The sequence below is a fragment of the Pseudomonas chlororaphis subsp. aurantiaca genome, assembly GCF_013466605.1.
Lineage (GTDB): Bacteria > Pseudomonadota > Gammaproteobacteria > Pseudomonadales > Pseudomonadaceae > Aquipseudomonas > Aquipseudomonas chlororaphis_I.
In genome coordinates this window covers 2,634,536-2,654,472 of record NZ_CP059162.1, presented here as the reverse complement: position 1 = coordinate 2,654,472, position 19,937 = coordinate 2,634,536, and the positions used below count along the sequence as shown (strand labels likewise).

At 64.7% G+C, this 19,937-nt stretch carries 20 protein-coding genes; 9 read left to right on the top strand and 11 right to left on the bottom strand.

Annotated elements, in window-relative coordinates:
• Positions 1–9: 9 nt before the first annotated feature.
• Both H0I86_RS12320 and bkdR read right to left on the bottom strand, forming a co-directional pair.
• On the bottom strand, positions 10–1,494 hold the full coding sequence (locus H0I86_RS12320) for a DASS family sodium-coupled anion symporter (RefSeq protein WP_180925220.1): 1,485 nt from the start codon (positions 1,492–1,494) through the stop codon (positions 10–12).
• Between the two features lie 136 nt (positions 1,495–1,630).
• Complete coding sequence (gene bkdR / locus H0I86_RS12315; RefSeq protein WP_180925219.1) at positions 1,631–2,119, bottom strand: Bkd operon transcriptional regulator BkdR; 489 nt, start codon at positions 2,117–2,119, stop codon at positions 1,631–1,633.
• A gap of 197 nt (positions 2,120–2,316) precedes the next feature.
• On the opposite strand from bkdR, the gene H0I86_RS12310 reads away from it, so the two are divergent.
• The 5 genes from H0I86_RS12310 (at position 2,317) to H0I86_RS12290 (ending at position 8,618) form a co-directional block, all read left to right on the top strand.
• Entirely contained in the window at positions 2,317–3,552 is a 1,236-nt protein-coding gene (locus H0I86_RS12310) for a 3-methyl-2-oxobutanoate dehydrogenase (2-methylpropanoyl-transferring) subunit alpha (protein WP_180925218.1), read from the top strand.
• 1 nt (position 3,553) lies between these two features.
• A complete protein-coding gene (locus tag H0I86_RS12305) occupies positions 3,554–4,612 on the top strand; it encodes an alpha-ketoacid dehydrogenase subunit beta (protein WP_180925217.1) in 1,059 nt (352 codons plus the stop codon).
• Complete coding sequence (locus tag H0I86_RS12300; protein WP_180925216.1) at positions 4,613–5,899, top strand: dihydrolipoamide acetyltransferase family protein; 1,287 nt, start codon at positions 4,613–4,615, stop codon at positions 5,897–5,899. It abuts the gene before it with no gap.
• A 3-nt stretch (positions 5,900–5,902) separates the two neighbouring features.
• Positions 5,903–7,294 carry a dihydrolipoyl dehydrogenase gene (lpdA, locus tag H0I86_RS12295; protein ID WP_180925215.1) on the top strand — a complete coding sequence of 464 codons (1,392 nt, stop codon included), beginning with the start codon at positions 5,903–5,905 and terminating at the stop codon, positions 7,292–7,294.
• A gap of 304 nt (positions 7,295–7,598) precedes the next feature.
• Complete coding sequence (locus H0I86_RS12290) at positions 7,599–8,618, top strand: branched-chain amino acid aminotransferase (RefSeq protein ID WP_180925214.1); 1,020 nt, start codon at positions 7,599–7,601, stop codon at positions 8,616–8,618.
• 91 nt (positions 8,619–8,709) lie between these two features.
• Here H0I86_RS12290 and H0I86_RS12285 read toward each other — a convergent pair whose 3' ends face one another.
• From H0I86_RS12285 to H0I86_RS12270, 4 genes are all read right to left on the bottom strand, one after another.
• Positions 8,710–9,594, bottom strand: coding sequence for an N-acetylmuramoyl-L-alanine amidase (locus H0I86_RS12285; protein ID WP_180925213.1), 885 nt, complete (start codon positions 9,592–9,594; stop codon positions 8,710–8,712).
• A gap of 229 nt (positions 9,595–9,823) precedes the next feature.
• A complete protein-coding gene (locus H0I86_RS12280) occupies positions 9,824–10,621 on the bottom strand; it encodes a transglutaminase family protein (protein WP_180925212.1) in 798 nt (265 codons plus the stop codon).
• Positions 10,618–11,568 (bottom strand): alpha-E domain-containing protein, encoded by a 951-nt coding sequence (locus tag H0I86_RS12275; RefSeq protein ID WP_007925069.1) that lies wholly within the window; start codon positions 11,566–11,568, stop codon positions 10,618–10,620. Before H0I86_RS12275 ends, H0I86_RS12280 begins: the two co-directional genes overlap by 4 nt.
• 3 nt (positions 11,569–11,571) lie before the next feature.
• Complete coding sequence (locus H0I86_RS12270; RefSeq protein ID WP_007925060.1) at positions 11,572–12,981, bottom strand: circularly permuted type 2 ATP-grasp protein; 1,410 nt, start codon at positions 12,979–12,981, stop codon at positions 11,572–11,574.
• A 94-nt stretch (positions 12,982–13,075) separates the two neighbouring features.
• Here H0I86_RS12270 and H0I86_RS12265 point away from each other — a divergent pair, with 94 nt between their 5' ends.
• Positions 13,076–13,735, top strand: coding sequence for a hypothetical protein (locus tag H0I86_RS12265; protein WP_180925211.1), 660 nt, complete (start codon positions 13,076–13,078; stop codon positions 13,733–13,735).
• A gap of 162 nt (positions 13,736–13,897) precedes the next feature.
• Here H0I86_RS12265 and H0I86_RS12260 read toward each other — a convergent pair whose 3' ends face one another.
• Positions 13,898–14,395 carry a P-loop nucleotide/nucleoside kinase family protein gene (locus H0I86_RS12260; protein WP_180925210.1) on the bottom strand — a complete coding sequence of 166 codons (498 nt, stop codon included), beginning with the start codon at positions 14,393–14,395 and terminating at the stop codon, positions 13,898–13,900.
• Between the two features lie 71 nt (positions 14,396–14,466).
• On the bottom strand, positions 14,467–15,240 hold the full coding sequence (locus tag H0I86_RS12255) for an ArsR/SmtB family transcription factor (RefSeq protein ID WP_180925209.1): 774 nt from the start codon (positions 15,238–15,240) through the stop codon (positions 14,467–14,469).
• A gap of 81 nt (positions 15,241–15,321) precedes the next feature.
• Between H0I86_RS12255 and H0I86_RS12250 the strand changes: the two genes are divergently transcribed.
• From H0I86_RS12250 to H0I86_RS12240, 3 genes are all read left to right on the top strand, one after another.
• Positions 15,322–16,464, top strand: coding sequence for a cytochrome P450 (locus tag H0I86_RS12250; RefSeq protein ID WP_180925208.1), 1,143 nt, complete (start codon positions 15,322–15,324; stop codon positions 16,462–16,464).
• Positions 16,464–16,811, top strand: a complete 348-nt coding sequence (locus H0I86_RS12245) for an antibiotic biosynthesis monooxygenase family protein (protein WP_180925207.1) — start codon at positions 16,464–16,466, stop codon at positions 16,809–16,811. The genes H0I86_RS12250 and H0I86_RS12245 overlap by 1 nt, the downstream gene beginning before the upstream one ends.
• A gap of 91 nt (positions 16,812–16,902) precedes the next feature.
• Positions 16,903–17,877 (top strand): alpha/beta fold hydrolase, encoded by a 975-nt coding sequence (locus tag H0I86_RS12240; protein ID WP_180925206.1) that lies wholly within the window; start codon positions 16,903–16,905, stop codon positions 17,875–17,877.
• Between the two features lie 2 nt (positions 17,878–17,879).
• Here H0I86_RS12240 and dmeF read toward each other — a convergent pair whose 3' ends face one another.
• The 3 genes from dmeF to H0I86_RS12225 all read right to left on the bottom strand — a co-directional run bounded on the left by dmeF (position 17,880) and on the right by H0I86_RS12225 (position 19,700).
• Positions 17,880–18,836, bottom strand: a complete 957-nt coding sequence (gene dmeF, locus H0I86_RS12235) for a CDF family Co(II)/Ni(II) efflux transporter DmeF (RefSeq protein ID WP_180925205.1) — start codon at positions 18,834–18,836, stop codon at positions 17,880–17,882.
• A 14-nt stretch (positions 18,837–18,850) separates the two neighbouring features.
• Positions 18,851–19,123 (bottom strand): metal/formaldehyde-sensitive transcriptional repressor, encoded by a 273-nt coding sequence (locus H0I86_RS12230; protein ID WP_009048394.1) that lies wholly within the window; start codon positions 19,121–19,123, stop codon positions 18,851–18,853.
• Positions 19,124–19,361: 238 nt separating this feature from the next.
• Complete coding sequence (locus H0I86_RS12225) at positions 19,362–19,700, bottom strand: FKBP-type peptidyl-prolyl cis-trans isomerase (protein WP_053278549.1); 339 nt, start codon at positions 19,698–19,700, stop codon at positions 19,362–19,364.
• Between the last annotated feature and the right edge of the window lie 237 nt (positions 19,701–19,937).

Genomic DNA, 19,937 nt, shown 5'->3' with positions numbered 1-19,937 from the left:
GAGGCTGGACTAGAGCCAGCCCAGCCACTTCCACCAGGTCATGGCGAACACCAGCATCAACAGGTAGCCCACCAGGGTCACCAGCAGCCCGACCTTGGCGAACTGCCGGGCGGTGAAGGTCTCGGTACCCAGGCAGACCATGTTCTGCGGCGCGTTGATCGGCAGGATAAAACCGTAGCTGACGACAAACCCCAGGAGCATGGTCATCCCCAGCCGGCTGAACTCGCCCGGCAGGGTCTGCAACACAGCGATCAGGATCGGCAGCAAGGCCGAGGTCAGTGCCGTGGCGCTGGCAAATCCCAGGTGAATCAGGATCAGGAATGCCGCGAGAATCGCGAACACCGCCAGCGGCCCCACCTGGTCGAGGCCGGTGTGGGTCACCACCTGGACACCCAGCCATTGCCCGGCCTGGGTGCTGAGCAGCGCCGAACCGAGGCTGATACCAACGCCGAAGACGATCACCGTGCCCCAGGGAATCCGCGCCTGCACATCCTTCCAGGTCATGATGCCGATGCGTGGCAGCAGCAGGATCACCAGGCCGGCGTAGGTGGTGGTCGTGGTGTCGAACGGATGCAGCTTGCCTTCGGTGGACCAGGCCAGGAGCAGCAGCAAGGACACGGCCAGCAGGCGCTTCTGCGGACCGGTCATGGGCCCGATGTCCGCCAGGGATTGGGCCACCGCTTCCTTGCCGCCTGGGATGCTGTCGGTTTCCGGCGGCAGCAGTTTCAGCACCAGCCACAGCAGCACCAGGGACATGATCACCGCCCAGGGCGCCCCGGCGATCAGCCAGTCGAGCCAGGCCACCCGCTGGCCGAGCATCTTGTCCATGAAGCCTACGGTCAGCAGGTTCTGCGCAGCGGCGGTCTGGATGCCGACGTTCCAGATGCTGGTGCCCTGGGCGACCACGATCATCAGGCCGGCGGCGATGTTGGAGCGCTTGTCGACGCCGAACGCGGCAATCACCCCCATCATGATCGGCACCACACAGGCACTGCGCGCGGTGGCGCTAGGCACCAGCAGGCTCAGGAGGATGGTCACGGCGACGGCGCCGAGGAGAATGCGCCGGGTGCTGGTGCCGACCCGGGTCAGGGTCACCAGGGCGATACGGCGGTCCAGGCCGGTGTGGGTCATGGCGGCGGCGATGAACAAAGCGCCGGTGACCAGGGCCAGGGCCGGGTTGGAGAAACCGGTCAGGGCCAGGCCGATGGCCGCCGAGCTGCCGTAGAGCTGGGTCGGGTCCTGCAGGGTCGGCGCGGTGCCGACCAGGAAGGCGATCAGCGCGGTGATCATGATCGCGCTGGCCTCGTAGGACACCGCCTCGCTGATCCACACCACCACCGCGAACGCGAGGATCGCCAGCATCCGGTGCCCCACCACCGGCAGGTCGGCGGGCAGTGGCAGGAGCAGCACCCCGACCATCGCCAGCACGGCGATCAGCAAGCCAATCGGTAATACGGCCTTGGTCGCGGGCGCCGTTGTCAGAGGCTGGGTCATGGGCCTGTTCCTGTTCCATTGCAAAGGCCGCAAGGATGACCCGGAACCGCGAAAGCCGTGTTGATAAGGGTCAAGCCCGGGGGATCGGGACTTCAGGCCGCGCCAACCGCCAGCGAGCGAAGTCGCCGCATGAACCTCAGGAACCCAGGGTCAACCCATTGACCGGCAACGGCAGCGCGGTCTTGTAGCGCACCTGCTTGAGGGCGAAGCTGGAACGGATATTGGCCACGCCGGGCACCTTGGTCAGGAAGTCCATCATGAAGCGCTCCAGGGCCTGGATGGTCGGCACCAGCACGCGGATCAGGTAGTCCGGATCGCCGGCCATCAGGTAGCACTCCATGACTTCCGGGCGGTCGGCGATGGCCTCTTCGAAGTGCTGCAACGCTTCTTCCACCTGCTTCTCCAGGCTGACGTGAATGAACACATTGACGTGCAGCCCCAGCAGGTCGGCATCCAGCAGGGTCACCTGCTCGCGGATCAACCCCAACTCCTCCATGGCGCGCACGCGGTTGAAGCACGGGGTGGGCGAAAGGTTCACCGAACGGGCGAGGTCGGCGTTGGTGATGCGGGCGTTCTCCTGGAGGCTGTTGAGAATGCCGATGTCGGTACGGTCCAGTTTGCGCATGAGACAAATCAACCTGTTTTTTATGTTTATGCAGATTTTTTATCTGCAAATCATCTTTAGCGCAACGAAACAGAGATAAATATTCTCCGTGGCCCGGCCTATGATTGTTGTAGGACAAGATTTCTTTTACCCAAAGAATGACTGTCAGCTAAGCGCGCCCACTACAAGAAATTCACAAGATCGAGCGTAGACAAGCCATGACCCAAGCGTACGAACCGCTGCGCCTGCACGTGCCTGAACCCTCAGGCCGTCCCGGTTGCAAAACCGACTTCTCCTACCTGCGTCTGACCGACGCTGGCACGGTGCGCAAACCCCCAATCAATGTAGAACCCGCTGACACCGCCGACCTGGCCCGTGGCCTGATTCGCGTGCTCGACGACCAGGGCAATGCCCTGGGCGAATGGGCCGAAGAGGTGCCCGGCGAGGTCCTGTGCCAGGGCATGCGCGCCATGCTCAAGACGCGGATCTTCGACAACCGCATGGTGGTCGCCCAGCGCCAGAAGAAGATGTCGTTCTACATGCAGAGCCTCGGCGAGGAGGCCATCGGCAGCGCCCAGGCCCTGGCGTTGAACATCGACGACATGTGCTTCCCCACCTACCGCCAGCAAAGCATCCTGATGGCCCGCGACGTGCCGCTGGTGGACATGATCTGCCAGCTGTTGTCCAACGAGCGCGATCCGCTCAAGGGCCGCCAACTGCCGATCATGTACTCGGTGAAAGAAGCCGGTTTCTTCACCATCTCCGGCAACCTGGCCACCCAGTTCGTGCAGGGCGTGGGCTGGGGCATGGCCTCGGCGATCAAGGGCGATACCAAGATCGCCTCGGCCTGGATCGGCGACGGCGCCACCGCCGAGTCGGACTTCCACACCGCCCTGACCTTCGCCCACGTGTACCGCGCGCCGGTGATCCTCAACGTGGTCAACAACCAGTGGGCGATCTCCACCTTCCAGGCCATCGCCGGCGGTGAAGCCACCACCTTCGCCGGACGCGGCGTCGGTTGCGGTATCGCCTCGCTGCGGGTGGACGGCAACGACTTCATCGCGGTCTACGCCGCGTCCCGCTGGGCCGCCGAACGCGCCCGGCGCAACCTCGGCCCGACCCTGATCGAATGGGTCACCTACCGCGCCGGCCCGCACTCCACCTCCGACGATCCGTCCAAGTACCGTCCGGCCGACGACTGGAGCCACTTCCCCCTCGGCGACCCGATCGCCCGCCTCAAGCAGCACCTGATCAAGATCGGCCAGTGGTCCGAAGAGGAACACGCCGCGGTCAGCGCCGAACTGGAAGCCGAAGTCATCGCCGCGCAGAAACAGGCCGAGCAGTACGGCACCCTCGCCGGCGGGCAGATCCCCAGCGCCGCGACCATGTTCGAGGACGTGTACAAGGAAATGCCCGAGCACCTCAAGCGCCAACGCCAGCAACTGGGAATCTGACATGAACGACCACAACAACAATATCCAGTTGGACACCGCCATGACCACGACCACCATGACCATGATCCAGGCCCTGCGCTCGGCCATGGATGTGATGCTAGAGCGTGACGACAACGTGGTGGTGTTCGGCCAGGACGTCGGTTATTTCGGCGGTGTGTTCCGTTGCACCGAAGGCCTGCAGACCAAGTACGGCACCTCGCGGGTGTTCGACACCCCGATCTCGGAAAGCGGCATCGTCGGCGTCGCCGTCGGCATGGGTGCCTACGGCCTGCGCCCGGTGGCGGAAATCCAGTTCGCCGACTACGTCTACCCGGCCACGGACCAGATCATTTCCGAAGCGGCGCGCCTGCGTTATCGCTCCGCCGGCCAGTTCACCGCGCCGCTGACCCTGCGCATGCCCTGCGGCGGCGGCATCTACGGCGGCCAGACCCACAGCCAGAGCATCGAGGCGGTGTTCACCCAGGTCTGCGGCCTGCGCACCGTGATGCCGTCCAACCCCTACGACGCCAAGGGCCTGCTGATCGCCTCCATCGAAAACGATGACCCGGTGATCTTCCTCGAGCCCAAGCGCCTGTACAACGGCCCGTTCGACGGCCACCACGACCGCCCGGTAACCCCCTGGTCGAAACACCCGTCGGCCCAGGTGCCGGACGGCTACTACAAGGTGCCGCTCGATGTCGCCGCCATCGCCCGGCCAGGCAAGGACGTCACCGTGCTGACCTACGGCACCACGGTGTATGTCTCGCAAGCGGCCGCCGAGGAAACCGGGATCGACGCCGAGGTCATCGACCTGCGCAGCCTGTGGCCGCTGGACCTGGAGACCATCGTCAAGTCGGTGAAAAAGACCGGCCGCTGCGTGGTGGTCCACGAGGCCACCCGCACCTGCGGGTTCGGCGCCGAGCTGGTGTCGTTGGTGCAAGAACACTGCTTCCACCACCTGGAAGCGCCTATCGAGCGTGTGACCGGTTGGGACACCCCCTACCCGCACGCGCAGGAGTGGGCGTATTTCCCTGGCCCGTCCCGAGTGGGCGCGGCTTTGCAACGGGTCATGGAGGTCTGAATGGGCACGCACGTTATCAAGATGCCGGACATCGGCGAAGGCATCGCAGAAGTAGAACTGGCGCAGTGGCACGTCAAGGTCGGCGACCTGGTGGTCGAGGACCAGGTGCTGGCCGACGTCATGACCGACAAGGCCATGGTGGATATCCCCTCCCCGGTGCACGGCAAGGTCCTATCCCTGGGCGGCCAGCCCGGCGAAGTGATGGCGGTGGGCAGTGTGTTGATCAGCATCGAGGTCGAAGGCGCCGGCAACCTCAAGGCCTCCGATCAGCTGGTCAAGGAACCGGCGACTAAAGAAGCAGCACCCGCAGTAGCAGCGCCCAAGGTCGAAGCCGCGCCAGTGGTGCAAAGCAAACCCGTCGCCGCGTGCCGCCCCGCGCCACAGGCGCCGGTGGCCCGCGACGCCGACGAGCGCCCGCTGGCCTCCCCGGCCGTGCGCAAGCATGCGCTGGACCTGGGCATCCAGCTGCGCCTGGTGCAGGGCAGCGGCCCGGCCGGACGCATCCTCCACGAAGACCTGGACGCCTACCTGGCCCAGGGCAATCAGCGCGCCCATGGCGGCTCGGCGCCGTCCGGCTACGCCGAGCGTCACGACGAGGAGCAGATCCCGGTGATCGGCATGCGCCGCAAGATCGCCCAGCGCATGCAGGAAGCCACCCAGCGCGCCGCCCACTTCAGTTATGTCGAGGAAATCGACGTCACCGCCGTGGAAGAACTGCGCGCGCACCTCAATGAAAAACACGGCGCCACCCGCGGCAAGCTGACCCTGCTGCCGTTCCTGGTGCGGGCCCTGGTCGTGGCCCTGCGCGACTTCCCGCAGATCAACGCGCGTTACGACGACGAAGCCCAGGTCATCACCCGCCACGGCGCGGTGCATGTCGGGGTGGCCACGCAAAGCGACGTCGGCCTGATGGTGCCGGTGGTGCGCCACGCCGAAGCCCGCAGCCTGTGGGACAGCGCCGCGGAAATCGCGCGCCTGGCCACGGCCGCGCGCACGGGCAAGGCGGCCCGCGATGAACTGTCCGGCTCGACCATCACCCTGACCAGCCTCGGCGCCCTGGGCGGCATCGTCAGCACGCCGGTGCTGAACCTGCCGGAAGTGGCGATCGTCGGGGTGAACAAGATCGTCGAACGGCCGATGGTGATCAAAGGCCAGATCGTGGTCCGCAAGATGATGAACCTCTCCAGCTCCTTCGATCACCGGGTGGTCGACGGCATGGACGCGGCGCTCTTCATCCAGGCCATTCGCGGCCTGCTCGAACAACCCGCCAGTCTGTTTCTGGAGTAACCCATGCAACAAACCCTGAACACTACATTGCTGATCATCGGCGGTGGCCCTGGCGGTTATGTGGCGGCGATCCGTGCCGGCCAGCTGGGCATCTCGACCATCCTGGTGGAAGGCCAGGCGCTGGGCGGTACCTGCCTGAACATCGGCTGCATCCCGTCCAAGGCGCTGATCCATGTCGCCGAACAGTTCCAGCAGACCCGGCACCACAGCCAGGGCGCGGCCCTGGGCATCAATGTCTCGGCGCCGACCCTGGACATCGGCAAGAGCGTGGAATGGAAAGACGGCATCGTCGACCGCCTGACCACCGGCGTCGCCGCCCTGCTGAGAAAGCACAAGGTCCAGGTGATCCATGGCTGGGCCAAAGTCATCGACGGCAAGACCGTGGAAATCGAAGGCGCCGACACCCGCATCCAGTGCGAGCACCTGCTGCTGGCCACCGGCTCGAAAAGCGTCAACCTGCCGATGCTGCCGCTTGGCGGGCCGATCATCTCCTCCACCGAAGCCCTGGCGCCCAAGGCCCTGCCCAAGCGCCTGATCGTGGTCGGCGGCGGTTACATCGGCCTGGAGCTGGGCATCGCCTACCGCAAGCTTGGCGCCGAAGTCAGCGTGGTCGAGGCCCAGGAGCGCATCCTGCCGGCCTATGACGCCGAACTGACCCAACCGGTGCTCGAATCGGTGAAACAACTGGGGATCAAGCTCTACCTCAAGCACAGCGTCGAAGGTTTCGATGCCGCGACCCACACCTTGCAGGTGCGCGACCCGAACGGCGACAGCCTGAAGCTGGAAACCGATCAGGTGCTGGTGGCGGTCGGGCGCAAGCCGAACACCCAGGGCTGGAACCTCGAAGCGCTGAACCTGGACATGAACGGCTCGGCCATCCGCATCGACCAGCGTTGCCAGACCAGCATGCGCAATGTCTGGGCCATCGGCGACCTCGCCGGCGAACCGATGCTCGCGCACCGGGCCATGGCCCAGGGCGAGATGGTCGCCGAGCTGATCGCCGGCCACCACCGGGAATTCAACCCGACGGCCATTGCCGCGGTGTGCTTCACCGACCCGGAACTGGTGGTGGTCGGCAAGACCCCGGACGAGGCCAAGGCCGCCGGCCTGGATTGCATCGTCTCGAGCTTCCCGTTCGCCGCCAACGGCCGCGCCATGACCCTGGAATCGAAAAACGGTTTCGTGCGGGTGGTGGCACGCCGTGACAATCACCTGATTGTCGGCTGGCAGGCGGTGGGCGTCGGCGTGTCCGAACTGTCCACGGCCTTCGGCCAGTCCCTGGAAATGGGGGCGCGCCTGGAAGATATCGCCGGCACCATCCACGCCCATCCGACCCTGGGCGAGGCGGTGCAGGAAGCGGCATTGCGGGCCCTGGGCCACGCCTTGCATCTGTAAAACGCCACACCGGGAGGCAACACCCCGTCCCTTGTAACCGCTGCCGCAGGCTGCGATAAGGCCCGCAGGGCCTTCAAGGATCTCAAGAGCACGTCCTCTTCGAGGCCGATCGCAGCCTTCGGCAGCGGCTACAGGGTTCGCTCCACAAGACGACAGGAGGGTTCATGAGCAGGCTAAGTTTTTTTGCTTCCCCTCCCATCGCCCGGGATGCGGTGCCACCCCGGAATGCAGTATTGTTGTGCCCATCCAAAAAACGTCAGAAGCCTTGAGCCGTTGCGACGGTTGTTAAGCGATAGAGGGTGTCATGGGTAACGAAAGCATCAATTGGGACAAGCTGGGTTTTGACTACATCAAGACAGACAAGCGCTATCTGTCGCACTGGCGTAACGGCGAGTGGGACAAAGGCACCTTAACCTCTGACAACGTGCTGCACATCAGCGAAGGCTCCACCGCCCTTCACTATGGCCAGCAGTGCTTCGAAGGCCTGAAGGCCTACCGCTGCAAGGACGGTTCGATCAACCTGTTCCGCCCGGACCAGAACGCCGCCCGCATGCAGCGCAGCTGCGCGCGCCTGTTGATGCCGCAGGTGTCCACCGAGCAATTCATTGCCGCCTGCCAGGAAGTGGTACGCGCCAACGAGCGCTTCATCCCGCCTTACGGCACCGGCGGCGCGTTGTACCTGCGCCCGTTCGTGATCGGCGTGGGTGACAATATCGGCGTGCGTACCGCCCCCGAGTTCATCTTCTCGATCTTCGCCATTCCGGTCGGCGCCTACTTCAAGGGCGGCCTGACCCCGCACAACTTCCTGATCTCCAGCTACGACCGCGCGGCGCCACAAGGTACCGGCGCGGCCAAGGTCGGTGGCAACTACGCCGCCAGCCTGATGCCAGGTTCGGAAGCCAAGAAGAAGCACTTCGCCGACTGCATCTACCTGGACCCTTTGACCCACTCGAAGATCGAGGAAGTCGGTTCGGCCAACTTCTTCGGCATCACCCACGACGACAAATTCGTCACGCCGAAGTCGCCGTCGGTACTGCCGGGCATCACCCGCCTGTCGCTGATCGAGCTGGCCAAGACCCGCCTGGGCCTGGAAGTGATCGAAGGCGACGTGCTGATCGACAAGCTGTCGGACTTCAAGGAAGCCGGCGCCTGCGGTACCGCCGCGGTGATCACGCCGATCGGCGGCATCGAGTACAAGGACAAGCTGCACGTGTTCTACAGCGAAAAAGAAGTCGGCCCGATCACCCAGAAGCTCTACAAAGAGCTGACCGGTGTACAGACCGGCGACATCGAAGCGCCAGCGGGCTGGATCGTCAAGGTCTGACCCCAGCCGCCAGGTGCTGAGAAGCCCGCCCTTCGCCACCGCGAACGGCGGGCTTTTTCATGGTCGCCAGAGGCCGTCGAAACCTTTGCCCCTAGCCGAGCGCCGCCACTTCCGGCGGCAGCAGAATGGCGCTCGCCTTGTCCTTGCCGTGATATTTGTCGATCAGGGAAAACAGGATGGCCGCCGTGCGGATATCCACGATCCCGCTGACATTTTCCTGGTTGAAGCGCATCTGGAAGGCTTCCACCACCCTTTCCGGTTGTGCGTCCAGATAGCCATAACCATAGGTTTGCAGCGCCTTCGTGACCTGGACCATGCTCGGCGGCGACACGCTGAAGCGAGCCAGATAGTCGTCGAGGGTGCGCTCGTCGGGCCAGGCGCCAATGCCGGCTTCGGCAAGCCGTTTCCAGGGAAAGAACGGTCCCGGATCGATCTTGCGCCCGGGGGCGATATCCGAGTGCCCGACGATGTCCGTCGGCTGTATGTCGTACTTGCTGACCAGGTCCCGGGTCAGGCTGATCAGCAGTTCTATCTGCTGCTCGTTGTAGGGCTCGCCCAGCAACTGGCCGGTGGCCTGGTCCCAGCCAGCGTTGACGATCTCGATCCCGAGCGAGGTGTCGTTCAGGTTGCTGCGGTTCTTCCACTGGCTCACTCCCGCATGCCAGGAGCGGTCGTGGTCATCGACCAACTGGTCGGCCACCGGCAGGCCCTTGTAGGTCTTCGGTTGGTCGGGAATCAGGTAGTTGGCGCTGACGTGTTCCGATCGCGTCAGCGTTTCGAAGGACTGCGCCTGATCGAGCGCGGTGTAGTGCAGGACCAGGAAACGGATCCGGTGGTTCTTCGCCACCGCCCTTTCGCCTTTCGAAAGGACGTAGCCGTCTTTCTCCGTGAGCGTGGCCTCGGAGGTGTCTTGGTGGCTGCTGGTACAACCGGCCATCGCCAGCAAGAGGCTTAAGACCGTGGTGTATTTCTTCATGACTGGCCCTTGAACGTTGCTTTCCTTTCCCTGCCTGGCTTGCTGCGTTGCAGGCCTGCGGAGCGGCGCATGCTAGGGACCGGGGGGAAAGACTGTCTTTAGGAAAAGTCCGAAAGTCGCTGAGAAAGTCCGACGACAGGAAAGCGCAGATGGGCCATGCAGGGCTACTGCGCCCCAAGGGGTGGGCATGCCGGGGCCGGCATACCCGATAGCGCGGGAAAGGCCGCGGTTACTGGTGCTGGACCTGGAACATCGAGTTCACCTGGACCTGTGCCAGCATGTGCTCGGCGCCACCGCCGCGACGCATGCCGCGCACCGGGCAGGCGTCGAGGTAGTCGAGGCCGACCGCCAGCTTCAGGTGCCGTTCCGGCCGCGCCAGGCGGTTGGTCACGTCGAAGCTGTACCAGCCATCGTCGATCCAGGCCTCCGCCCAGGCGTGGCTGGCCAGGTGACTTTCGTCTTCGGTGCACAGGTAGCCGGAGACATAACGCGCCGGAATCCCCAGGCCGCGGGCGCAGGCCAGGAACGCATGGGTGTGGTCCTGGCAGACCCCGACCCGGCCGGCGAAAGCCTCGGCCGCGGTGGTGTCCACCGTGGTCGCGCCCGGGCTGTAGACCATGTGCGCGGCCAGGGCGTGCATCAGCTCGATCAGCGCCGCGCGGTCACGCCGGGTGCCGCAGTGCTGCGCGGCAAAGGCGCTGAGGGCGGCGTCGGCCTTGGTCAGCGGGCTGCTGCGCAGGAATGGCAGCGGCGACTGGCTGTCGTGCTCCACCTCCCGGGCCTGGTCGATTTCCACCTGGCCGTAGGCGCTCAGGACCAGGGCGCCATGGGGTTCGTCCATGGTCAGCACGTGCAGGATATTGCCGTAGGGGTCGAGCTGGCTGCGCACCAGGCGCGGCAGTTCCAGGTGCCATTCGAGAATGTGCTGGCGCTCGCTGTTCTGCGGGGTCAGGCGCAGGAACTGGATGCTGGTGCAGACTTCGTCGGCGTAGCTGTAGGTGGTGTCGTGGCGTATGGAAAGTTTCATACAACCTCCAGATAGGATTCGTGGACGGTCTGCCCCAGGTGACGGATCTGGGCGATGAAATCGCTCAGCCACAGGTGCAGGCCCGACGCGAGGATCTCGTCGATCCCGGTGTAGCGCAGGCGCGCGTTCAGCTCGGCGGCCAGGCGCTGGGCCGGACGGCCGTTGTTGCCCGGCAGGCTGGCGAGGATCTGGTCCAGCTCCTCGACGCAGGCGTGCAGCGAGCGCGGTACGTCGGCGCGCAACAGCAGCATCTCGGACACCTGCTCGGCCCCCGGCGCGTTGCGGTAGATCTCGTTGAACGCCTCGAACGAGGACAGGGCGCGGAGCAAGGCGCTCCACTGGTAGTAGCCACGGGCCGAGTTGTCGCTGACCTCCTCCGACTCCTCGCCGAACATTTCATAGCGCGCGTCCAGCAGACGCAGGGTGTTGTCGGCCCGCTCGATAAAGGTGCCCAGGCGAATGAAGCAATAGGCATCGTTGCGCATGATGGTGCCCGAGGTCGCGCCACGGAACAGGTGCGAACGCTCCTTGACCCATTCGCAGAAATGGCTGATGCCGTAGCGTCCCAGGCCACTCTTGGCGATGTTGCGCATCTCCAGCCAAGTGGCGTTGATGTTTTCCCACATGTCGGCGGTGATCCGCCCGCGCACCGCGTGGGCGTTGGTCCGCGCCGCCCGCAGGCAGCAATAGATGCTGCCGGGGTTGGTCTCGTCGAGGGCGAAGAAGTGCAGCATGCGTTCGGTGTTCAGCTCGCCGTAACGCTGGTTGTAATCGTCCAGGGTGCCGGCGGCCAGCAGCGACATCGCCAGCTCGGCATGGCCGTCGCTACGCCCCGCCTGGGGCATGAGCGACAGCGAGTAACTGACTTCGAGCATGCGCGCCAGGTTCTCGGCGCGCTCCAGGTAACGGGACATCCAGTAGAGGTCTGCAGCGGTTCTTGAAAGCATCGGTCAATCCTCCACGACCCAGGTGTCTTTGGTGCCGCCGCCCTGCGACGAGTTCACCACCAGCGAGCCTTCGCGCAAGGCCACGCGGGTCAGGCCGCCCGGCACCAGGCGGGTTTCGCTGCCCGACAGGACGAACGGGCGCAGGTCGATATGCCGCGGCGCGATGCCGTTCTCGACAAAGGTCGGGCAGGTCGACAGGCACAGGGTGGGTTGGGCGATATAGGCTTCCGGACGAGCCTTGAGCCGGGCGCGGAAGTCTTCGATTTCCGCCGCGGTGGCGGCCGGCCCCACCAGCATGCCGTAGCCGCCGGAGCCCTGGGTTTCCTTGACCACCAGGTCCGGCAGGTTGGCCAGTACGTGGGACAGTTCCTCGGGTTTTCGGCATTGCCAGGTCGGCACGTTCTTCAGGATCGGTTCCTCGCTCAGGTAGAAGCGGATCATCTCGTCGACATAGGGGTAGATCGACTTGTCGTCCGCCACCCCGGTGCCCACCGCGTTGGCCAGCACCACGTTGCCGGAACGGTAGGCGGCGATCAGCCCGGGAACCCCGAGCATGGAATCGGGGTTGAACGACAAGGGGTCGAGGAAGGCGTCGTCGAGGCGGCGGTAGATCACGTCCACCGCCTGGGCGCCGGAGGTGGTGCGCATGAACACGCGGTCGTCGCGCACGAACAGGTCGGCGCCTTCCACCAGTTCCACGCCCATCTCCCGGGCCAGGAACGCATGCTCGAAATAGGCGCTGTTGAAACGCCCCGGGGTCAGTACCACCACCGTCGGGTTGTCCAGCGGGCTGGAGCTTTTCAGGGTATCGAGCAGCAGGTTCGGGTAGTGGTCGATGGGCGCCACCCGTTGCGCGGCGAAGAGCTCGGGGAACAGGCGCATCATCATCTTGCGGTCTTCGAGCATGTAGCTCACGCCGCTGGGGGTGCGCAGGTTGTCTTCCAGCACGTAGTAGCTGCCGTCGCCGTCACGCACCAGGTCGACGCCGGAGATGTGCGAATAGATATTGCGATGCAGGTCCAGGCCGCGCATCGCCACCTGGTAACCCTCGTTGGCCAGCACCTGCTCGGCCGGGATGATGCCCTCCTTGAGAATGCGTTGCCCGTGGTAGATATCGGCCAGGAACAGGTTCAGGGCCTGGACCCGCTGGATGCAGCCGCGCTCGACGTTCCGCCATTCGCTGGCCTTGATGCTGCGCGGGATGATGTCGAAGGGAATCAGCCGTTCAGTGCCTTGCTCGTCACCGTACAACGTGAAGGTGATGCCAGCGCGGTGGAACAGCAGGTCGGCTTCGCGCCGACGCTGGTCCAGCAGCTCCACGGGGGTGTCCGCCAGCCAGCGGGCGAACTCCTGGTAATGTGGGCGGCAGCCACCACTCGCATCATACATTTCGTTAAAAAAAGCACGGGACATACCCCAACTCCTCGCCGTGGTTTAAACGGCTTTTTTATTTAAACTCTCTGTTTCAATAAATCGGGCCTTACGCTGTGCGATAGAAACTGTTCTGTTGAGCACCTCATTGTGCGGTTTGAATATTCCGCTCGATGCCGACGGAAATACCCCCCACTTACTTGACGCCAGTCGTTTGGCGAAACTTCCCGTATGGATTTTCGGCAATGGATCGCCCGCGATGACGTCCATTGGTTGTGGAACTCGTCACCTCCTTTTTCATTTTAATGTGAACTTTCAAACTGAAAGTTTTCCGAAACTTCAACAGCACACTTCACTGAAATCCGAAGGCTGTTTATCTGCTGTAGCAATCGCTGTGCCCAAACCCCGCCTCCCCGCGAAGAAAGTCCCCAAGGCTGGAAAAACGACAGTTTGGCGACACTTTTCACTCCATCAGGGGGCTCCGCTCCCTGTTGACGCTGAAACGTTTTATCCGGAATGCCGCCGGAACGGCTTTGCACAACACTGGCGCGAACGAAAAAAGTGCAGAAACTGTCGAGGAAGGTTTTTTTGCCCTGACACGGGGATTTTTGGCAAAGCAGCTGTTATCGCTTTGCACAAAGCAAGAGTTGACGCGGCCTGCCGAGAGAAAGAACAGCGCACCATTAGCGGTCCGGAAAACGCACCAACGGCGAACGAAACACCCAATAGCGCCAACTATTGGCGCAATTTCAGCTTTTCGCCAGCGCTAGTTTGTAAAAGTGTCGGACAGGATTGAACCGGGCATTTCCGACTGTGCACGGTTCGCGCCCGAAGGAATAACGTTCGCCGACGTTATCCGCCGAACTCTTCATTCCAGTGTTTATCGATTTGGCGCGGGCAAGCGGAATTTATCGCCGTTCAGTGCCAGGACCGGGCCAGCCATGTGCACGCCTTGGCACTACAGCGCTTCCAGGTGTTCGAGGATGATCCGCACCGCCGCTGCCGGTGACAGCACAGCGCTGTCCAGCCTCAAGCGCTCGCCGCTCCAGGCCTGGTAGTCGTGATCGAGCACCGACTGCCAGCTTGGTGGACGCAGGCCGGGTACATCCACCTCACGGCTTTCCACCCGGCGCCGGTGCTCGGCGAGGTCCGTGCAGACCACCTCGACATTGAGCAAGGGGCTCTGCTCCGCCTCGGCAATGCCCTGCCACGCCTGGCGACTCTCGACGACCGGATTGACGCAATCGGCCACCACCCGGTTGCCCAGGGCCAGGTTGCTGCGGGCCAGGGCATTGGCGACCTCGTACCCGGCCTTGCCGACCTCCGCCATCCCGCCGTTGCGCAGCGCCTGCTCGATAGAGTCGATGCGCAGATAGGTGGCCCGCAGATGGCTGGCCAGTGCCCGGGCGATGGTGGTCTTGCCGCTGCCGGGCAGGCCACTGAAGACGATGAGCATAGGGATAACTCCAAGCAAAATGCTGCATTCACAGGCTGACGGCAACGCCAACCATGGGATTGTGGACCGGCCTATGTGGCCTGGGTAATGGACGGCTGCCCCGGTTTGGCAGCGTTCCCGTCCCGCAGGGCCGGGCTGTCCGGTTCTTCGAGCTGGACCGCGAACCGACTGGCAAGCTCGCGGCGCCCCAGGGCGGTCAACCCCAGCGCCCTGCTGTCCAGGTCCTGGGTCAGCCATTTGCGCCGGATCGCCTCTTGCAACAACGCGGCTCCCAGCGCACCACCCAGATGCGGGCGGCGCATGCTCCAGTCCAGGCACGGGCAGGCAAAGCGTCGACGCAAGGTCGCCAGGGCCTGCACATCGATGCCCAATCCGGCGAAAAACCCTTCGCCGGCCGGGCTCAGGCTGTACTCCTGGGCGCCCTCCTGCGGCTCCTGCAACCAGCCAGCGTCGAGCAGGCGGTCATGCAGCCGCACCGCCAGGGTGCCGGCCATATGGTCGTAGCAGGTACGGGCGAACTGCAGGCGGTCCGGGGTGCGCGGGCTGAAAGCTGGCATCGCGTTGCGGCCGATCACCATCAGGGCTTCCAGGGCCTGGGCCACACGCTTGTCGGCCAGGCTGTAGTAGCGATGGCGGCCCTGCACATGCAGGCGCACCAGGGCCAGTTCCTTGAGCTTGCCCAGGTGCGCGCTGGCGGTGGAGGCGCTGACATCGGCGATCGCCGCCAGCTCGGTGCTGGTGCGCGCGTGGCCGTCCATCAACGCGCAGAGCATCTTCGTCCGCGCCGGCTCGGCAATGGCCGCGGCGACCTGGGATACGGCGTTGTCGTGCTGCTGTGCATTCATATTTCGCTCCCGAACGAATCGTGCCTCTCGCAGGTTGCCGATAGTAGCAACACTTCTCCCCCGCGAATAAGGCCGCCCAGCATGGACCCGATCACCGCCGTCACCCACGCCGATCCCTACCCTTACTACGCCAGCCTGCGGGCCCGGGGCGGGCTGGCCTTCGACCCCGGACTGGGGATGTGGCTGGCCAGCAGCGCCGCAGCGGTGGCCGCGGTGCTGGCCCATCCCGAGTGCCGGGTACGTCCCGCCCACGAGCCAGTGCCCCGGGCCATAGCCGACGGCGCCGCCGGCACAGTGTTCGGCCAGCTGATGCGGATGAACGACGGCGAACGCCAGCGTTGCCCACGGGCCGCGGTCGAGCCGGGCCTGCAACAGGTGCATGCCGGGGAAATCCAGCAGCGGGTCGCCGCCCTGCTGCTGGGCCTGCCAAGGGATACCGCCGCCAGGCTTCACGATTGCCAGTTCCGCCTGCCGGTGGCGGTGGTCGCCGGGCTGCTGGGTTTTGCCGCGCACCAGTTGCCAGCGATTGCCGGGCTGACCCGGGACTTTGTCGCCTGCCTGTCGCCGGTCAGCAATCAAGCGCAACTGAATGCCGCCCACCGGGCAGCCGAAGCGTTGAGCCGGCACTTCGAGGTCCTGCTCGACCAGGCCCCCGTCAGCCCGCTGTTGCAGCGGATCGTCAACGGCTTCGGCAGGCAGGAGCACGACAGCCTGACCGCCAACCTGATCGGTCTGTTGTCCCAGGCCTTAGAGGCCAGCGCCGGGCTGATCGGCAACAGCCTCTGCGCCCTGCTGAACGATCGTCGGTTGCTCGCGGACCTGCGGGCGACGCCCAACCGTGTCGCCGACCTGCTGGCCGAAGTGCAGCGCCATGACCCGCCGGTGCAGAACACCCGGCGCTTCGTCACTGCCCCCTGCAGCATCGCCGGAATGACGCTGGAGCCGGGCGCTGTGGTGCTGGTGCTGCTGGCCTCGGCCAACCGCGACCCGCAACTGAACCCGGAGCCGGACCGCCTGCTGCTCGAACGCCAAACCCGGCGCAGTTTCAGCTTTGGCAGCGGCCGCCACCAATGCCCCGGCCAGGCCCTGGCCCTGACCATCGCCAGCACGGTGGTCGGTGCGCTGCTGCCGCAACCGACCCTCGACCACCCCATCGCCTGGACCTACAAGCCCTCGCTCAACGGGCGCATCCCCCTGTTCACCCCCCTGCCGGAGTCGCACTGATGATCGCCGTGATATTCGAAGCCCTGCCCCGCCCGGAACATCGCCAGCGTTACCTGGACATCGCCGCCGCGTTGAAACCGCTGCTGCAGGAGATCGACGGCTTCATTTCCATCGAACGCTTCCAGAGCCTGAGCGAGCCGGACAAGCTGCTGTCCCTGTCGTTCTGGCGCGACGAGCACGCGGTCGAGGCCTGGCGCACCCTGGAACGCCATCGCACGGCCCAGGCCCTGGGGCGGACCCAGGTGTTCGCCGACTACCGGCTGCGGGTTGCCGAAGTAACGCGCGACTACGGGCTGACCCAGCGCGACCAGGCGCCGGCGGACAGTCGCCGGGCCCATGCCGGGTAAAACTGCTGGGCGCCTATTCGACCAATGAATGGTGCTCAGAGGGTCATCGGGCTTCTGCTAGGGTCATGCCTGGACCCCGGAGGACACGCTCATGAGCCAGATGACCCAACATGCCCTGAAGCTCAATGGCATCGAATTGCACCTGCATGCCGACGGCCCGCTGGACGGCCCGCCGGTGTGGCTGCTGCACGGTTTTCCCGAGTGCTGGTATTCGTGGCGCCGGCAGGTCGCGCCGCTGACGGCCGCCGGCTACCGGGTGCTGATCCCGCAGATGCGCGGCTACGGCGACAGCAGCGCCCCAGAGGATGTAGCCGCCTATGACGTGCTGACCCTATGCGCGGATATCCAGCAGGCGATGGACGCCCTGGGCCAGGAGCAGGCCTGTATCGTCGGTCACGACTGGGGCGCCGTGGTCGCCTGGCACCTGGCGCTGCTGGAGCCGCAGCGGGTCAAGGCCCTGGTGACCCTGTCGGTGCCTTTCGCCGGCCGCCCCAAGCGCCCGGCCGTGGAGATCATGGCCGAGCTGTTCGCCGAGCGTTTCAATTACATCCTGTACTTCCAGGAGCCCGGCGTCGCCGAGCGGGAACTGGACGCCGACATCGACCGCAGCCTGCTGCATTTCATGCACGACTGCGAACGCCTGCTGGATGAAAAGAGTCCGTCGGCCCTGCTGTTCGAGGGCATGCCGCCGCACCAGGCACCGCCCGCCTGGTGCACGCCGGAGGACTTCGCGGTGTACCGGCGCACCTTTGCGGGGCGAGGTTTTCGCGGCGCCTTGAACTGGTACCGCAACTTCGAGCGCAACTGGCAGCGGACCGAACACCTGGGCGAACGCCAGGTGAGCCAACCCACCCTGTTCATGATCGGCGACCGCGACCCGGTGGGTCAGTTGGAAGCCCGTACCCTGGAGCGCATGCCCGGCGAGGTGCCACGCCTGGAACAGCATCGGCTGGCGGATTGCGGGCACTGGATCCAGAGCGAAAAGGCGGAAGAGGTCAATCTGCGGTTGCTGGATTTTCTGGGGAGAAACTACCCCTGCCCGCCTGCCGTGCAGACAGGGGCCTAGCGTTACAGGCTGCGATATTCGAGGGTGAGGTGCGCCAGTTCATGGACCGGTGCCAGGCGTTGGCGAATGGTCTCGGCGCTGACGCCGGCAGCCGCTACCACACTGACGATCGCCGCCCGCGCCTGGGGGCCGACCTGCCACACATGCAGGTCGGTGATGCGCGCATCGCCGGCGGCTTCCACCGACTGGCGAATCTCGCCGGCCAGGTGTTCGTCCGTGGTATCGAGCAACACCGCCGCGCTGGACTTCATCAAGCCATAGGCCCAGCGACCGATGACCAGCGCGCCGACCACACCCATCACCGGGTCGAGCCAGACCCATCCCAGATAACGCCCCGCCAGCAAGGCGGCGATGGCCAGGACCGAGGTCAGGGCATCGGCCAGCACATGGACGTAGGCCGAGCGCAGGTTGTTGTCGTGGTGATGGCCGCGCCCGTGTGAATGCGGATGCGGATGCTCATGAGCAGGCTGATGAGCGTGATCATGGCCGTGATGGGCATGGCCGCCGGAAAGCAGCACGGCGCTGACAATGTTCACGCCCAGCCCAACCACGGCGATCACGGTCGCCTCGGTGAACGCCACCTGGGTCGGCTGCAACAGCCGCAGCAACGACTCGCCGGCGATGCCGATGGCCACCAGGCCGAGGATCAGCGCCGAGGCGAATCCCGCCAGGTCGCCGACCTTGCCGGTGCCGAAACTGAAGCGCGCATTGTCGGCATTGCGCCAGGCGAAACCGTAGGCCGCCGCCGCGATGCCCAGGGCCCCGGCATGGGTCGCCATATGGAAGCCGTCGGCCAGCAAGGCCATGGAACCGGTGAGATAACCGGCGGCGATTTCGCCGATCATCATGACGAAGGTCAGCGCCACCACCCACAGCGTGCGCCGGGCGTTTTCATCGTGGGCGGCACCGAGGAAGTGGTGGTCGTGGGTCAAGCCTGCAGAGGGCAAGGTGGGGCGCATGGGGTGGTCTCCGGTCAGGAATAACGGCGAATGGCTTCGAGCAGTTCGTTCACGCCCTTGGCCCGTTCTTCATCGCTGAGCTCGGGGTGAGCCACATGCTCCAGGGCGTGGGCCTCGATGATTTCCCCCATCAGGCCGTTGATCGCGCCGCGGGTGGCCGCCACCAGGTGCAGGGTCTTGGCGCACTCCGCGCCGGACTCCAGGGCCCGCTCCACGGCCTGCACCTGGCCAAGAATGCGCCGGACCCGTTTGAGCAGATCGTCTTTCTGTGCGTGTGTGTGCGACATACCTATACCCCCTATACCTATACGGCACCCATCCTGGCCGATGGCTGGAACAGACGCAAGAGGCCAAAGCACGCTGCGTTTCAACCAGCCACGGCCTGACCCCGCCTGGCGAAAGCACGGAAACCCGATTTCAAGGGAGATCTAGTGAGCAAGGGCGTGGCGATTCTGTTCGAGCCCACGCCCGGCCCGGGTAACGCGGCCCGATCAGGCAGAGTCCTGATCTGGCCAATAAGCGAAATCAGTCGTCGCGAGTCAGGACTTCCAGCAACTCGATCTCGAACACCAGGTTGGAATTCGGCGGGATCTTGCCCATCGAACGCTCGCCGTAACCCAGGTGCGCCGGCACCAAGAGCTTGCGCTTGCCGCCGACCTGCATGCCCATCAGGCCCTGGTCCCAGCCCTTGATCACCCGCCCGGTGCCGATCACGCACTGGAACGGCTTGCCGCGCTCCCAGGACGAATCGAAGGGCGTGCCGTCTTCCAGGAAACCGCGGTACTGGGTGGTGATCAAGGCGCCCTTGACCACCGCCTTGCCCTCGCCCACTTCGATATCGATCACCTGCAACGGGTCGCTCATCTATTCACTCTCTGTTGGAGGCAGCCGCCAGTGGCCACCGAGGGTGCGGAAAATAGCAAATTTTTACTCTCGCGACTCGCATGGGGCTTCTTGAGGAACCCCGCAAACGGCGTTTTTTCCTGCTGGCTGCTTATATCTGGATCGGCCTTTCTGTTGCGTGCCAATCCCTGATCTGGTCTTTAGTTTGTTCCAAGACTTGCGCTATAGAACACTCAATCTTTGGTTTGACTTCCAACC